The organism is Ruegeria sp. HKCCD7296 (genome assembly GCF_013110775.1).
In the GTDB taxonomy this organism is placed as follows: domain Bacteria; phylum Pseudomonadota; class Alphaproteobacteria; order Rhodobacterales; family Rhodobacteraceae; genus Ruegeria.
This window is the reverse complement of sequence record NZ_WVRF01000018.1, coordinates 15,058-30,513: the sequence shown is the minus strand read 5'-3', so window position 1 is coordinate 30,513 and position 15,456 is coordinate 15,058. Positions and strand designations below refer to the sequence as shown.

The 15,456-nt window shown below is 56.7% G+C and carries 10 protein-coding genes and 1 pseudogene; 7 read left to right on the top strand and 4 right to left on the bottom strand.

The features are described 5' to 3' along the window. Positions 1–41: 41 nt before the first annotated feature. The 3 genes from GS632_RS19120 to GS632_RS19110 are packed head-to-tail and all read left to right on the top strand — an operon-like array spanning position 42 to position 6,105. Positions 42–2,420: an FAD-dependent oxidoreductase gene (locus GS632_RS19120; RefSeq protein ID WP_171722357.1), complete on the top strand. Its 2,379-nt coding sequence runs from the start codon at positions 42–44 to the stop codon at positions 2,418–2,420. Beyond that, positions 2,417–4,795, top strand: coding sequence for an FAD-dependent oxidoreductase (locus GS632_RS19115; RefSeq protein WP_216601862.1), 2,379 nt, complete (start codon positions 2,417–2,419; stop codon positions 4,793–4,795). The genes GS632_RS19120 and GS632_RS19115 overlap by 4 nt, the downstream gene beginning before the upstream one ends. After that, complete coding sequence (locus tag GS632_RS19110) at positions 4,792–6,105, top strand: aspartate aminotransferase family protein (protein WP_171175722.1); 1,314 nt, start codon at positions 4,792–4,794, stop codon at positions 6,103–6,105. Before GS632_RS19115 ends, GS632_RS19110 begins: the two co-directional genes overlap by 4 nt. Positions 6,106–6,572: 467 nt before the next feature. On the opposite strand, the gene GS632_RS19105 is transcribed toward GS632_RS19110, so the two are convergent. From GS632_RS19105 to GS632_RS19095, 3 genes are read right to left on the bottom strand one after another with little or no spacing between them, the layout of a single operon-like run. Next, a complete protein-coding gene (locus GS632_RS19105) occupies positions 6,573–7,487 on the bottom strand; it encodes a plasmid partitioning protein RepB C-terminal domain-containing protein (RefSeq protein WP_171175724.1) in 915 nt (304 codons plus the stop codon). Further along, positions 7,484–8,395, bottom strand: a complete 912-nt coding sequence (locus GS632_RS19100; protein WP_171175727.1) for a plasmid partitioning protein RepB C-terminal domain-containing protein — start codon at positions 8,393–8,395, stop codon at positions 7,484–7,486. The genes GS632_RS19105 and GS632_RS19100 overlap by 4 nt, the downstream gene beginning before the upstream one ends. After that, on the bottom strand, positions 8,395–9,969 hold the full coding sequence (locus tag GS632_RS19095; RefSeq protein WP_371810131.1) for a recombinase family protein: 1,575 nt from the start codon (positions 9,967–9,969) through the stop codon (positions 8,395–8,397). The genes GS632_RS19100 and GS632_RS19095 overlap by 1 nt, the downstream gene beginning before the upstream one ends. Before the next feature lie 92 nt (positions 9,970–10,061). Between GS632_RS19095 and GS632_RS19090 the strand changes: the two genes are divergently transcribed. Beyond that, positions 10,062–10,460: a hypothetical protein gene (locus GS632_RS19090; RefSeq protein WP_171175729.1), complete on the top strand. Its 399-nt coding sequence runs from the start codon at positions 10,062–10,064 to the stop codon at positions 10,458–10,460. 463 nt (positions 10,461–10,923) lie between these two features. On the opposite strand, the gene GS632_RS19085 is transcribed toward GS632_RS19090, so the two are convergent. Further along, on the bottom strand, positions 10,924–11,829 hold the full coding sequence (locus GS632_RS19085; RefSeq protein WP_171722358.1) for a nucleotidyltransferase: 906 nt from the start codon (positions 11,827–11,829) through the stop codon (positions 10,924–10,926). A 618-nt stretch (positions 11,830–12,447) separates the two neighbouring features. Between GS632_RS19085 and GS632_RS22220 the strand changes: the two are divergent. From GS632_RS22220 to GS632_RS19075, 3 genes and pseudogenes are all read left to right on the top strand, one after another. After that, positions 12,448–13,053: pseudogene (locus GS632_RS22220) on the top strand (ATP-binding cassette domain-containing protein); the annotation flags it as partial. Continuing rightward, on the top strand, positions 13,027–14,061 hold the full coding sequence (locus tag GS632_RS19080) for a sugar ABC transporter ATP-binding protein (protein ID WP_371811106.1): 1,035 nt from the start codon (positions 13,027–13,029) through the stop codon (positions 14,059–14,061). The pseudogene GS632_RS22220 and the gene GS632_RS19080, both read left to right, overlap by 27 nt. 28 nt (positions 14,062–14,089) lie before the next feature. Then, on the top strand, positions 14,090–15,376 hold the full coding sequence (locus tag GS632_RS19075; RefSeq protein ID WP_216601857.1) for an ABC transporter permease: 1,287 nt from the start codon (positions 14,090–14,092) through the stop codon (positions 15,374–15,376). Positions 15,377–15,456: the final 80 nt, after the last annotated feature.

Below are 15,456 nucleotides of genomic sequence, written 5' to 3'. Positions count from 1 at the left end.
AGCCTAATGACGACTGTAAGCTTGCGTCAACGGAGGCTTGTATGAGCCGCATTCTGATCATCGGCGGCGGAGCGATCGGTCTCAGCGTGGCTTATCATCTTGCAAAACGCGGCGCTCAGGACGTGACTCTGCTGGAACGCAACCAGCTTACGTCGGGCACCTCTTGGCATGCGGCCGGGATTGTAGGGCCCCTCCGCGCAACGCCCAATATGACCACGCTCGCCTCGGCGGCGCTGGAGGTCTTTCCCGCGCTGGAAGCTGAAACCGGCATGTCCACCGGATATCGACGCACCGGGGGATATTGGCTGGCGCGCGAAGCGGCGCGCATGGACGAACTTCACCGGATTGCTGACCTCGGCGCGACGCAAGGGCTGACGCCAGCGGTAATTGCTGCAGGCGACATACCCATGCCCCTGCTCGATCTTTCAGAGCATGTCGGAGCTTTGCACGTGCCCGAAGACGCCAATGTGAACCCCGTGGACCTCTGTATGGCCTATGCCCGTGCCGCAAAGGCCTTCGGCGTGACCATCCGCGAAGGCGCAGAGGTGAAAAGTCTGATGACAAAAAACGGGACAGCAAAGGGCGTGGCGCTTGCAGACGGCACCACCCTGAATGCCGAAAAGGTGGTAATCGCCACTGGAGCCTGGTCGCGAGAGCTGGCTGCAACAGCCGGGGTTGCCCTGCCGCTTCAAGCGGTTGAGCACATGTATGTCGTGACAGAACCCATCCCCGATCTACCAGACCCATTCCCCGTAATCCGCGATCTGGATCGTGGCATCTACATCAAGGGCGATGCGGGAAAACTCGTGATTGGCGGTTTCGAACCGCACGCCAAATGCTGGAACCCTTACGGTCCGGAAGGCAACCGGCCTTTCCTTGAAATGGCTGAAGACTGGGATCAGTTTGCCCCTTTCATGGAGGCCGCGTTGGATCTGTGTCCGGCGCTGGAGCACGTGGGCATTCAGCATTTCATGAACGGCCCTGAGAGCTTTACCGCCGATACGAAACCGCTTGTCGGGAAAACAGTTGTCGATGGGCTGTTCGTCGCCGCTGGAATGAACTCAGTGGGGGTCATGTCGTCCGCTGGGATTGGCCGTGCCTTGGCCGATTGGATGGTCGATGGCCACCCACCGATGAACATGTGGGAGGTCGATGTCGCTCGGGTTGATCCACTTACGGCTGCGCCCGACCACATGGAGTTAAGGATGGAGGAGGCGGTTGCGGACCTTTTCGCACTGCACTGGCCCTACAAACAACCAAAGGCGGGGCGCGGGATGCGCCAGTCGGCGCTACACAACCGATGGGCCGCACTTGGAGCTCAGTTTGGGCAAACCGCTGGTTGGGAGCGTGGGTTTTGGTATGGTGAGGCGCAACCCTACTCGGTTGGAACGCAGGGGTGGTGGCCAATTGCCCAGGACGAAGCCGCGGTTATGGCCAATGGCACGGCCCTGATCGACCTCAGCCCCTTTACCGAGATCGACATCAACGGGACCGGTGCTCTTGAGGCTTTGAACCAGCTTTGTACGGCGGATATGGACGTCGAGGCTGGCCGGGCTGTTTACACCCAAATCTTGAACGACCGTGGCGGGATCGAGATGGACGTGACGGTCTCGCGTCTCAGAGACACCCATTTTCACATCACCTCTGGTGCCGCGACCCGCGCGCGCGACCTCGCCTTCCTGCGCCGCAGTTTACCCGATGAGGTGATATTAACGGATGTGACCGAGGATTTTTGCACACTTGGTGTCATGGGCGCGGGCAGTGTCGCGGTGCTTCAGCAGCTGGACGCCGGTTTCCCATGGGCAAACGCGCCGATTGGACAGGTGCGCGAATTGATGATCGAAGGCCAGCGCGCGCGCGCCACACGCGTCAGCTTTGTCGGCGAATATGGCTGGGAATTAACGCTTCCCAACGGCGTGACTTCACCGGTTTTCGACGCGCTCATCGCCGCAGGCGCAGCGCCTCTGGGTCATTATGCGCTCGATGGGTGCCGGATCGAAAAGGGCTTCAAACACTGGGGCCATGACATTGGTCCGACGGTCACACCCTTGGAAGCAGGACTCGGCTTTACCATTGACTGGAGCAAGGACTTCGTGGGCAAAGACGCTTTGCTCGAGCAGAAAGAACAGGGCGTCCGCAAACGTCTGATCCTGATGCAGGTCGAAGGCGACGCGTTGATGCTGCATGACGAGCCCGTCTTTGAAGGTGGTCAGCATGTCGGGTTCACAACCTCCGGCGCGCGTGGACCGCGCACCGGGCTGAACCTGTGCTTTGCATTGGTGTCCACAGACCCGGGTGAGACGAAAGCTCAGAGCTGCGCACGATGCTTTGCGGTGAAGGTCGCAGGCAAAGACTACGCTGCCACGCCGTTGCAGCGTCCGCCCTTTGACCCAAAAAACGAAAGGATGCGTGGAAAATGAGCGCTGTGACCAAGGCCCAGGTTGTCATTATCGGCGGCGGCGCGATGGGCGTCTCGCTGATGTATCATCTGGTCAAGGAGGGTTGGTCAGATGTGCTGCTCTTAGAGAAAAACGACCTGACCCATGGCTCGACTTGGCACGCGGCGGGGCTTTGCACCCATTTCGCCCACAATCCGACAATTCAGGAACTGCGCGCCACGTCCGTGCGGCTCTATCGCGAAATTCTGCCACAAGAAACGGGCCGAGATTGTGGGTTTCATACCTCCGGCGCAATGCGGATCACTCGGAACCCAGATCGGATGGACGAGTTCCGTCACGTCGCGGGCCTGTCGGATTTCACTGGCTACCCTCTTGAGGTTCTGACGCCGGAGCGCATCGCCGAGCTTCACCCGCTTGCGCGGCTCGATGGTTTGATCGGCGGGATCTACGAGCCAGATGATGGCCACGTGGACCCGTCGCTGGCGACCCAGGCCATGGCCGAGGTCGCCCGCAGAGGTGGCGCGCAGATATGGCGCAACTGCCCTGTCCTGTCGATCCGGCACGAAGGCGTATGGTTGATCGACACGCCCAAAGGCACGGTTGAGGCGGTGCATGTCGTTAATGCGGCTGGCACATGGGGCTGGGAGATCGGGGCGATGATGGGGCTTAACATTCCGTCGGTTCCCGTTTTGCATCAATACCTGGTCACCGACACCGTGGGCGCCGTGGCGGAGCGCATGGCAGCAGGCCTTCCCGAATTGCCAATTATCCGCGACCCAGAGGAAAGCTGGTATGTCCGGCAAGAACGCGATGGGCTGATCCTTGGCCCCTACGAGAAAGAGGCGCAGGTCTGGTCCGTGGACGGCGTCCCGCCCGAGTTTGGCGCGGACCTGATGCCGCCTGATATTGACCGGGTAGAGCATATCATCGAGGCCGCTATGGCGCGTATCCCGGCGTTGGAAACGGGCGGCGTCAAATCCGTGATCAACGGACCGATCACTTTTACGCCGGATGCCAATCCTCTGATTGGCCCTGCTCATGGGCTGCAGAATGCCTGGTTGCTGACCGGCTCGTCCATGGGCGTGATGGAGGGCGGTGGCGCAGGCTGGTTCCTGGCCCATTGGATGACACATGGTGCCCCACCCATGGATGCGCTGGCGGTAGACAGCCGTCGCTTCGGGTCCTGGGCAGATCGCGATTACCGCGTTGCCAAAGCCATCGAATGCTTCGGCCTGCAATTTGGGGTGCATTACCCGCACGAGGAGCGCCCTGCGGGGCGCGGCCTGCGCCTGTCGCCTTTGCATAACCTGATGGTAGATCGCGGCGCTGTGATGGGCGCAGCACATGGCTGGGAGCGTCCGAACTGGTTTGCTGATACGCCCGGCGCTGAAGCCGGCGAGACGTTCCGTCGTGCCAATTGGTTCGAACCCGTTGCGCGCGAGGTCGATGCAGCCTCAACGCGGATCGCCTTGGCTGATTTATCGGTCTTTTCGAAGTTCGACGTAACTGGCCAAAACGTAACGGAATTTCTGGAGAAACTCGGTGGCAATCGTACCCCCAAAACTGGTCGCATTGGACTGACTCATGCGCTGACCCCGTCGGGTGGGGTACTTTCGGAATTCACAGTCTCGCGGCTAAGCGAAACCCATGCCTATCTCACTTCCGCCGCCGCTGCAGAAGAGATTGATTTCGACCTGCTCAGGCAGGTGGCGTCCGGCTTTGACGTCACCATTCAGAATTGCACCGAAGAAATTGCCGTTATTGGCCTCATGGGGCCAAGATCGCCGGACGCTTTGCCAGAGCTTGCGGATTTGCCTTGGCTGTCTGTGGCTCAGACCGAGATCCAAGGCACCCCGCTGCGCGCTCTTCGCGTGTCCTATATCGGTGAATGCGGGTGGGAATTGCACGTCCCGCGCGATCAAGCGGTCCGTTTGTTTGCGACCATGGAGGAACGCGCCAAACCTTATGGGCTCGGGTTCTATGGCGCCTATGCCGCAAACGCAATGCGACTGGAAAAGGGCTATCGCAGCTGGGGCAGCGACCTGACGACGGAACGCAGCCCGCTGGAGGTAGGTCTTGCGCCCTTCGTCCGCAAAGATCTGCGCGACGCCCTGCCTGAGGAATGGGACATGGTTCTGCTGGAGATTGAGGCGGGCGAAGTCGATCCGTTCTATGCCCACACTCTTTGGCAGGAAGCGACCCCGGTCGGGATTGTCACATCCGGCGCCCACGGCCACCGCACCGGTAAGGTGCTCGCTCTGGCGTATTTGCGTGACTCAAATGCGCGCGAGAACTTGACCGTTTCTATCCTTGGCCAACGCAGGCAGGCCACCATTCTACCTCGCCCACCGTATGACCCTGACAACACCCGTATGAAAGCCGGAGTCGCCAAATGACCGAACATCCCCTTCACACTGATTGGAACTTTGACAGCACCGCCGCGCGGCGCGACCAGTACTACGCCGCATCGTTGACCCGTTTCACACCTTTCCGCGAACCCATCGTTTTCCAAAAGGGACGTGGTCAATACCTATGGGACACAGAAGGACGGAAATACACCGACCTTCTGGGCATGAACGTCTGCATCTCAGTCGGACATTCGCATCCCCGGGTTGTCGCCGCAGCGATGGAACAGGCGCAGGAGCTCACACATTGTACGACCATGTTCTATCACCCGACACCTGCGCATTTGGCCGAGGAACTAGCCGCGACGATGCCCAAGGGTCACGACTGGGTAGTGCATCTGACCAATTCGGGCTCCGAGGCCATTGATCTTGCCATGACAATGGCGCGAACCTTCACCGGTAATCTTGATCTGCTTGCTTTGCGCACAGCTTATCATGGGCCAACCGCCGCCGCGCAGTCGGTCACGGGCATCTCTGGATGGCGGCACCCCGGCATGCCCGGCAACGTCGCCTTTGTTGCCGATCCGAACCAGTATCGCGGCATCTTTGGCCCAGGCACTGCACCTTATCTGGATGAGATCACCCACACGATCAACGCCGCCACCTCGGGTCAGGTGGCCGGGATCCTTGTCGAAAGCGTTCAAGGATATGGAGGTATACATCAGATGCCGCCGGGCTATATGTCGGGCGCGGCGGAGCGGGTTCGCGCGGCTGGCGGGCTCTACATCGCAGACGAGGTTCAGTCCGGTTTTGGTCGTACTGGTGATCACTTCTGGGGTTTTGAGGCGGACGACGTCGTACCCGACATCATTGTTATGGCTAAAGGTCTGGGGAATGGCTTCCCCATTGGCGCGGTAGTCGCCAAGAAACATGTAGCCGAGCCAATGGCTGAGAAGTTCATGTTCCACACCTATGGTGCAAACCCAACATCAGCCGCGGCCGCGCGCGCTGTTCTAGCTGTCATGCGCGACGAGGGCCTGCAGGAAAACGCCAAGACAGTTGGCGCAAAGCTGTTGGAACGTTTGAGTGATCTAAAAGACAAGTATAAGACCATCGGCGATGTGCGGGGTCACGGTTTGATGCTGGCCTTGGAATTTGTAAGAGACCGCGATAGCAAATCGCCTGACAAGGCCATGACGACAGAGGTATTTGAGGCCTGCCGTGCGCAGGGAATTATCCTGTCGAAATCCGGACCATTCCAGCAATGCCTCCGCATGGTGCCGCCACTTTGCCTGTCGATGGAGGATGTGAACCGAGTCACAACGAGTCTTGATCAAGCGTTAAGTGATACGGCGACGTAGGAAACAGGAATAACCGATGTCATCTACCGGCTCTCGTGCATTCGGCTCAGATATACTCGTCGCCCACGTCTTGGCGGACGGGATGCTATCGTAGAACTGATTGGATATACTCGCCGGCTTCCCTGCAGACGGGTCACTATTCACAATAAAGCCGGATGACGCTACCACTTTTGAAGATTTGGGTTTCGCCAAACTTAAAATTTAACATAATGGCGCTTTTTATATAGGACAGGCCGCCGCCCTGGTTCTCGAACAGGCGTGCTGAGCCCTGCTACCTCTCAGCACGCCTGCAGATTTCGCAACCACATGATCGGTTGCGCAGTCGGCGAAAACTCGGCCGACCTGGTGGGCTCCGAACGGGTTCGCCGCCATCCCCACCCCCGCGCTCGATCCGACCCGCCGTCCGGCGTCTCCTGCGGTCCCCGCGCTTATCGGGTCCGGGTCCCCTTCAGTTCTGATTACTTCGCCTATTGCGCCTCGGGTGGCGGGGTGGAAGCCATCTCGGTGATAGCTTGGAATTCCGCGAGAAATTCCGGTCGGTGCTGCATGAGGTACCGGACGATACGGGCGTTCTGGAGCAGCTTTCCCAAATACCCTTTTACGACAGTCAGCTGCAGATGATCCTTCCCATAAGAGTCCTGAATCGAGGTGATACCTTCCTGCAGTCGGGCCAGTTCCTCTTCCATGCGCTCCATAGCCTCGGGAGTAATTCCCTTCTTCTTAGGCTTTTTCGTGTCCACCAACTGAGCCTGAGGCGTTCCCACAAGGATTGCCGAGATGTATGCCGGAGTGTAGTTGTTCACGTTGATCATCAGCTCGGCCGCCTCGATCTGGCGCACTGCCTTCATCTTGCGCAGTGTCTCGAACACAGCCGTCGCGCAGTGTTTGTCCTTCAGAAGGCCCACTGCCTCTTCGCAGATACCGTCCAGCAACCTTGCCTTGCGCACAATGCTGCGAGGATTGAGATCCAGCGCAAGGGCGATCTTTTCCTCGGAGACCCCGCGCTCGATAGCCTTGCGGATCATCTTATGCTCCTGGATCGGTGCAAGTCGGCTGATCCGCTTATTGTAGGTGAAAGCCTCGTCGTCCGTGGAAATTAGGCATTCGACCCGCTTTATGCCGAGTTCTTTCAGCACCTCGATCCGGATGTGTCCATCGAGCAGCATGTAGGTATCATGCTCACCCATAGATCGCGTGACCACCGGCGGTTCGACCAAGCCAACCTCTTTGATCGACGCGGTGATCTGGCGGTACTTGCGGCTGGATTTGACCGATGCGCTTAACGCCTTAACGGGCAAGACAGCCTCTACCGGTAAAGTAACGCAATCACTCTCAAAACCGAGAGCAACCGCGCCCGGGGTTTTGCGCTTGCCTCGGCTCATTCGGCCGCTCCTGCGTCCAGCGATTGACTGAGATATGTGGGCAGGGTGTCCAACCCTTCCGCGCGCAGAAGCGTCACGAAGTGATCATCATCGCGCAACGCACGAAACGCCTCCACGACGAACATCAGGCGGCCCTGCGTCAGCTCGGCCTTTTTAATAAGTATCTTCTGGCGCTCCGCTTCCTGTTGATAAGCACGAACGAGCGCGTCGCTTGTCAGACGCCGTTTGGCGCCGTCGCTTCGGCCATAGCGGTTTCTATGAAGGTGCGGGCCCCGTACATCACGTTGCTGGATGAGACGGCGCACAGCGGCCAGCTTCTTTCCGCGCAGTTTCTTCTGGGTGTAGGCGTCCATTAGAGCCCGTTGACCGCCCTCGGCATCTGTCTTCGAAATGTCGATGGCGAGATTCAGCGGCAGAAGTCCAGTTTCCACAGCTGAGACCAGTCGTTCTTCTCCACGTTCCAGAAGCCCCGCGATCATGCCGACGTAATCCGAGGTGACACCTATCTTGTTTGCGATCTGGCGGTCGTTGTATCCGCGCTTCCGAAGATTGCCGATCTCGCGCATCAGGTCGATCGGGTTGTGCTGGCGGCGCGCACAGTTCTCCACGAGACTCATGACAAGACAGTCGCTCTCATCGGCTTCGATAATGATAGCAGGGATAACATCCTGTTTAAGCTCCATGAACGCCTCGAGCCGACCCTGTCCACAGACGAGATCATATTCCGCAGGTTCTGCTCCGGCGCGTAGCGCCACGGTAATCGGTCGTTTCAGACCAATCTTTGCTATGTTTTCCACCATTTCTTCAAAGGTGCGTCGGTTGCGTACACGGGGATTGAGAATGCGAATTCGGTCAATGGGGATAAGCGTGACGTGCTTTTGGGCAATAACGTGAGCGTTGTCGGTCATCAGGCGGCCTCCGTGATCTGGACCCGGTCAGCGAGCGCGTAGAAATAATCCAACGTGTCAAAGCGATAGGCATCGAGCGATAGTCCGTTTTGTTCGGCCAACCGAAGTCTGGCCATGGTCATGTCGATGCTCGGCAACAGGTAGTAATCCCGCGGTAATTCGTTCAATTCATCCATCCTCACGGCAATCGTAATGTCGGGAACGAGGCCAGTATCAAGACGAATTCGCCATCGCAGGGACCCGCCCTGAGTTTCAAAGCAGCGGGAAAGCACCACCGATGCAGTGAATTCATCGTTGATGCGGATCAAGCCTGTGTTCGGATCCTGCACGGCCATTCCGCCACCCATTGCGACACCTTCAACGATCTGCGCTACAATCCCCGGATGAGCCTGCCGCAAGGCCCTGTTGACCTCGATGTAGCGATAATCGCGCTCCGGCTCGTAACCGATCATCTGGTAGGCGCGCAGCAGACTGCCAAACCGGCTACGGAATGTGCTGGACGACGGCAGGTTGTCCTGTTCATCGATGATCAGTCCGGACAAAACGCCTTTCTTTTGCAGAACACTGCGCAGAGCTTCGAGCAATTCTTCGTCCGTGAAATGCTGACTGCGCGCGTCAACGATTTCGCGTGCACGCAGGAACAGCACTTCATCCACAATAGCCGGATAGACACCCTCAGCGCGAATCCACATCTCCCGGGGATTCACAACGCGGCGCTGCTTCAACTTGAAGGACACCTTATTGTAAACGTTGTTGCCGATGTATTTTTCGTTGGTCAGGATCTGGTGCACCGATGCCCGGGACCATGGTCGCTCAAGATCTGTCCGATGCCCTTCGGCATTCAGGGTTTCCGCAATCTCACGCTCCGATTGGCCATCCTCGACAAACATCCGGTACATGCGTCGCACGAGGTCCTGTTCGTGACGAGGGCCCAGCACAAGAGTAACACGGTCGGTCTGAAGGCTCTTCTGTTCGCCGCGGGATAATTCACCCTTCGGATTGCCCTGTTCGTCGATGAGCAACCGACGCAGGCCGTATCCGGCCGCACCGCCCTGGCGATAGCCAAGCTCGACCAGCCTGCACTGCCCGGCGAACACTTTCACAGAAAGCTCACGGCTGTACTCGCCCGCCATCACCCGCTTGACAGTTTTCAGCAGGTTTGAACCGATACTGCCGTCGTTTTCAAACTGCTCGCCGCAATAGTGAACACGGATCCCCGCGCGGGAGCAAACATGCTCGTGATAAGCCCCTTCATCAGCATCCTGAAACCGACCCCAGCGACTAACGTCATAGACCAGAATGGCCTTGAAATCCGCGTGACCGGTTCGGACCTCTGCCATCAGGTTCTGCAAAGCCTCGCGACCGTCCAACCGCAACCCGGATCGACCGGAGTCCTCAAAAACGCGCAAGATCTGCAGGCCCCGTGCTGTGGCGTAGTTCCGTATGATGTCCAGCTGGTTTTCGGTAGAATATTTCTGGTGGTCGGTCGACATCCGTATATAGGCGACAGCCGGCACGTCGGATTCGGGCAGCTCGTTACTATTGTTAGAATGCGGCGCCCATCGACCTTTCACAAACCATCTCCTTACTATTCGGTCAAATCTATCGCTACCGTCAGAATCAACGGCTGAATTCTTCGCATTCATTTAAAGCGAAGGAGTGTGGAATGTCGTTTCCGAAAAAGGGCAAGTTCTTTCCAAAGGAAAATAAATATAATGAAGTTGGGAGGCAACAGACGAGTGGCTGCTTTGCCGATGAAGTCGCCTCGGCACTGAAGCGGTCGCTTGGCGACAGCCGGGCTGGTGTGAAGACCGTGGCGGTTTGGACGGGAGCCAATGAGAAGACTGTAAAGAACTGGTTCTCGGGAAACTATGGCCCGAGCGGAACCCATTTAATCTCATTGGCGCGGCACTCTGATGAAGTACTGGGGACTTTTCTGGCGATGGCAGGCCGCGATGATCTGATGGTGGCAGTCAAGCTCGCTGTGGCAGAGGAGGCTATATTGGATCTGCTTGATGCAGTGCGCCAACTTGGCGTCGACGATAAATTTGACCAGGATAACTGATGTGAGGGGCTAATCGGGGCGCAGCTGCCGACAACAGCGTGAAACATTCTCCCTTCTTCAAATCAGACGCCATTTGCTTCATTCGAATTAGTTGTTCGCGTCCCTGTTCCTTGGAAAAATTTCGCTAATAGCTACTTATATTTTCCCTGTTACCAGTCTTAGGGAAATCGTACCCAACCCTTTGTTTTATCCGAAGTAATCTAGGTGCTAAGCCCCAAAAATCGGTGAAGTCGCTAGTTTTCCCTGTATTTTCCCTGTTAACAGGGAAACTTGTGCAGACTAGCTAGCTGCAAACTGCAAGCACAGCCACCTTTTCCAGAAAAGCCAGGAAAATAAGGGGCGACAGAGCCTCAGGAAAATACGATGTGTCACAGCATTCGGAAACTGTGACACATGCTGTGACACAGCCAGCAAGAAATCGGCCCGGCGCGCGGTCGCGCAAACCCCGTTATCATGCCGGCCCCTACCTCATGCTCTCTTCCGGATTCACCGGATTGACAACCCACTTCTCCGTACCTCTGTTTTCGATGTGATTTTCCATATCGGTCAGGATCGTTTTCAACGCGGCCGACAGGCTTTGCTCACCCCGATAGCTGTGTGCCGAAAGGGTCGTAATGATGATCGAGATAGGAGCATCATCGCTTCCCTTGAACATATTGTCCCGGTGGCGCTTGAGCAGCTGAATGGTTTGTTGAAGGGGAGTTTTGACCTTGTAATCCGGCACGTCGTCCACCTTCATATAGGTGCCGTCGTTGACCCGGATTTTCTTCCGCCGCTCCACCTCTTGCCGGTGCTTTGAGGCGAACCAGAGGGCAAAACCTTTAGGGTTGCTGACGGGCCAGGCGTCGGAGTAGCGGTCGTAGTTTTCGTCGAGCTGATCGGTGATGGCGATGGCATGATCTACAACATGCGCCTGCGAAGCCGCTTGCATGTGGCCCCTGTTTTCGAGGTAGGTACGAAATCCACCTTCGTCAGGCAGGGCGGGCAGGATGTCCATGTGGAACTTGTCATCCTTGCTGTAAACGAGTGTCCAGCAACGCTTCCCTTCTTCGGGATCGTTGTTCATGGAATTGGCTTTTGCATAGGCTTTGATCTCTTCGCCAACGCGCCGTTTTAGCTCTTTCTGAGTGAAGGTGGCCTTGTCTGCTTCAAGTTTGCAAACGAGATCGATGTCGAACTCGTCACTGTCATCGTGAGGGCGGATAGGGAATTCCTTAGAGATAGTGAAGGTTGGAGCGTGGAGATCGAGACATCCAAGACTGGAACTTTCATCAACGGTCGACTTGCAGAATGTCTGATCCCCTACCCAAATCGCTTGTGGCAGGGAGCAGGGGCAAATCTGTTTTTTGCTGCTGGCGGCCCTGAGCATATCTTTGTGACTGCAGCGACCAAATACCACTTTGAACCTTTATTGACCGATACTGCGAACTGACTGAACTGGTAGAGCGCCGACAATCGCGGGAACCCGGCCAAGTTAATCGAATGAGTTCATGGTGCCAGTGGCTGCTTTGATCCCGCACATCGGACCTGGCGGACCTTGGTGCTAACTGCAGCTAATGACCGCTTTCCGCCTGACGTCCCAAAAAAGTAACGGCCCAAGGCCGTCGTTGGCTACTGCCTTTCGCGAACGATCTCAGCAAATTTCTTCGCAAGAAAGTTTCCTTCGAAATCGACTGCGAAGTTATCGACTAACTTCGCGCTGTCGAGAAAAATACCCAAAGTACTTTCACTGGTGAAACACTCAAAATGGGCAATGCCAGTCGAATGATCAAGGCAAGCGGGTAGGAATTCGGTGGTGGCTTTTCTTTCTTTGAATTGTCCAAGACAGACACATGACTCCAATTATTATGTTAAATAACAGAGTACTAAGAGAAATTTGAAAGTTCGAAACCTGCACTATGCTTGCTGACTTCAAGGTCTGATCAGGCACCTAAACAATTCCTTATTCGCTCCAGGGAAAATACCTCTTGACGCCCCGCTGGCGCTTATGGTTTCGTATATGAAACCGTTTTACGGTGAATCGTTTAGATCGGCGAAGGGAGGCGCTGTGATGGCGAAACAAGAATCCGCGCTGCGTGCGCAACAAGGAACCGAAAGCCAGATCACCGTGTCCCTCAGCGGGATCGGAATGTCGTTTTCGGGTGTATCTGTTCTCCGAGATGTCGACCTCGTTTTCGACGGCGGCGAAATCCACACTTTGATGGGCGAGAATGGTGCCGGGAAAAGCACGCTCGTCAAAATCATCTCTGGCGTACAGAGACCCACATTTGGAAAATTCCAGATTGATGGTGAAACCGTAGAATTCGATGCCCCACGCGATGCCGAAAAGCACGGCATCGTCATCATGCATCAGGAACTCAGCCTGATCCCGGAAATGACGGTGGCCGAAAATGTCCTGCTTGGGCATGAGCCCCGGAAGTTCGGCGCATTCATCGACCGCAAAGCGCTGCGGGAATAGGCAAAGAAGGCGTTGGCTCGCTTCGGGTTCACGCTGGACATTGACACACCGGTCAAAGATTTACGCGTGGGCGAGCAGCAACTTGTCGAAATCGCTCGCGCATTGTTGATGAATGCGCGACTGCTGATCATGGACGAACCCACCTCAGCGCTGTCGCAGGCTGAGGCTGACATTCTGATGGAGGTCGTGCGCGATCTGGCCCTACAAGGGGTTGCCGTAGTCTACATCTCGCACCGAATGGATGAAGTGTTTGAAATTTCCGACCGGGTTACGGTTTTAAGGGATGGTGACCTGATCGGTACGCGGTTGGCCTCTGAGACAACGTCAGCCGAACTGATCCGCATGATGGTCGGTCGCACGGTCGAGATCAACGCCGTTGAACGCCAGAACCCGGCGACCGATGAAACCGTATTGCAGGTCGCCAATCTGTCGGCCTGGGACGGCAAACGTAAAGTGCTGGACGACGTTTCATTCGATCTCAAGCGCGGAGAGATTCTGGGTATCGGCGGACTTTTGGGGGCGGGTCGGACTGAGTTGCTGGAGACATTGTTCGGCGCAAGAGGTGCCAGCTATCAGGGTGAAGTAACGCTGGAAGGCAATCAACTGCGGCCCATCAAACCTCAGGACGGGGTGCGCAACGGGTTGGCACTAATCACCGAAGATCGCAAGGGCAACGGCCTGATCCTTGATCGCTCGATCTCATCAAACGTGGCATTGCCGTTGATGCCTTTGCAGTCCCGTTTTGGGCGATTTTCCGAGGCTGAACAGCGCAAACAAGCACTTAAGGCCATCGAAACACTCAAGGTTGCGGCAACCGGCCCCGAGCATCCGGTTGGCAAACTCAGCGGGGGCAATCAGCAAAAGGTGGTTCTGGGCAAATGGCTGGCAACGCAGCCCCGTGTCCTTCTGCTGGATGAGCCCACACGCGGTATCGACATCGGCGCCAAGGACGAAATCTATGACCTGGTCGGACGACTGGCGGATCAGGGTATCTCGGTTTTGTTCGCAAGTTCTGAGCTTTCTGAGTTCATGGCCGTCTGTGACCGCATGATTGTGCTGTGCGAAGGCCAGATGGCCGGAGAGCTTTCCCGAAAAGAAATGTCCGTGGATTCAATCAAGGCCCTGGCGATGCAGTTCCGCTAACTGCCCCGGCCCACAAAAGAGAAAAGACATGACCGTTATGGAACCCAACAGCCCGACAGTGAAACAAGACCGCCCAGGTGCGGCAATGTTCATGCAGCTATTGAGCAAAACCAAACTGTATTGGGGGCTGTTCGCCCTGATCCTGTTTGGTGCGCTGACCTCACCCCTTTCTTCGAAGGGCAACAATATCTTTCTGTCGCTTGGGAACCTGACGGACATCCTGCGTCAGGTGTCGGTCACCGGGATTGTCGCGGTCGGTATGACGATGGTGATTTTCATCGCAGGCATCGATCTGTCCGTTGGGTCTGTCATGGCTTTGGGCACGGTGATCTGCGCCATGCTGCTCACCCAGGAAGGCTGGACCGCAGCAAGTTACTTTGGCGTTCCTGCGACCGGGATTGTCCTTTTTGTGACCATCGCGGCCCTGATCTATTTCGTCCAAAGCAACCTGAACCGCACCTCTGAAACAGCAGCAACAACAAGCGCGCCGTCGCGGATGCTGAGTCGGCTGATTGCTGCTGCGATCGCAATTGGCGTGATGGTCTGGCTGGCCGGGCAGGTCATGCCAAAGTTCGGTGTTCTTGCAGTTCTGATCGTGGTGCCTTGTATTGGCGCCGTCATGGGCACGGTGAACGGTGCACTGATCGTCTATGGCCGCCTGCAACCCTTTATCGTGACGCTGGCGATGATGGTGGGTGCGCTGGGTCTGGCGCGCGTCATTGCAGGGCAAGATACGGCTGTTTATCCGGTCTACACCGGCAGCAATGCGACTGAAAATTTCGAAGTGTTGCGTGAGTTGCTGTGGGGCGTCCTGCCCGTACCCGGGCTTTTCTTCCTTGGCGTCCTGTTGGTCTTTTTCCTGATCACACGGTTCACCACTTTTGGCAGCTACCTCATGGCCATCGGCGGCAATGAAGAGGCCGCACGTCTGGCCGGCATCAATGTGGGGCGCAACAAGATCATCACCTACGCATTGGCTGGAGGCCTCTCGGCGCTGGCTGGTGTGCTATACGTCGCACAATTCCGTCAGGGTAAACCAGATGCCGGATTGGGACTGGAACTGGATGCGATTGCAGCCGTTGTGATCGGTGGCACCAGCCTCATGGGCGGTCGTGGGGCGATCATGGGGACATTTGTTGGAGTGCTGATCTTTGGCTTCCTCAGCAACATCCTGCAACTCAACAACATCGACAGCAACACGCAGCTGGTGCTCAAGGGCATCATCATCGTGGTCGCCGTCCTGCTTCAGGAAGGGCGATTTGAAGAGATCTTTGTCATGGCGAAAGAGCGCCTCGGCAGAGGGAGGAGGCTCTAACCTCAGATCTTGGCGGACCAAGGTTAGAGCAATCAGAACGCGGGAATTTGGAGAAACCCGCATCATGACTAAGGAGTAGA

Coding starts and splice junctions, on each gene's coding strand:
- GS632_RS19120 (WP_171722357.1), top strand. CDS start 42: ATGAGCCGCATTCTGATCATCGGCGGCGGAGCGATCGGTCTCAGCGTG.
- GS632_RS19115 (WP_216601862.1), top strand. CDS start 2,417: ATGAGCGCTGTGACCAAGGCCCAGGTTGTCATTATCGGCGGCGGCGCG.
- GS632_RS19110 (WP_171175722.1), top strand. CDS start 4,792: ATGACCGAACATCCCCTTCACACTGATTGGAACTTTGACAGCACCGCC.
- GS632_RS19105 (WP_171175724.1), bottom strand. CDS start 7,487: ATGAGCCGAGGCAAGCGCAAAACCCCGGGCGCGGTTGCTCTCGGTTTT.
- GS632_RS19100 (WP_171175727.1), bottom strand. CDS start 8,395: ATGACCGACAACGCTCACGTTATTGCCCAAAAGCACGTCACGCTTATC.
- GS632_RS19090 (WP_171175729.1), top strand. CDS start 10,062: ATGTCGTTTCCGAAAAAGGGCAAGTTCTTTCCAAAGGAAAATAAATAT.
- GS632_RS19085 (WP_171722358.1), bottom strand. CDS start 11,829: ATGCTCAGGGCCGCCAGCAGCAAAAAACAGATTTGCCCCTGCTCCCTG.
- GS632_RS19080 (WP_371811106.1), top strand. CDS start 13,027: ATGAATGCGCGACTGCTGATCATGGACGAACCCACCTCAGCGCTGTCG.
- GS632_RS19075 (WP_216601857.1), top strand. CDS start 14,090: ATGACCGTTATGGAACCCAACAGCCCGACAGTGAAACAAGACCGCCCA.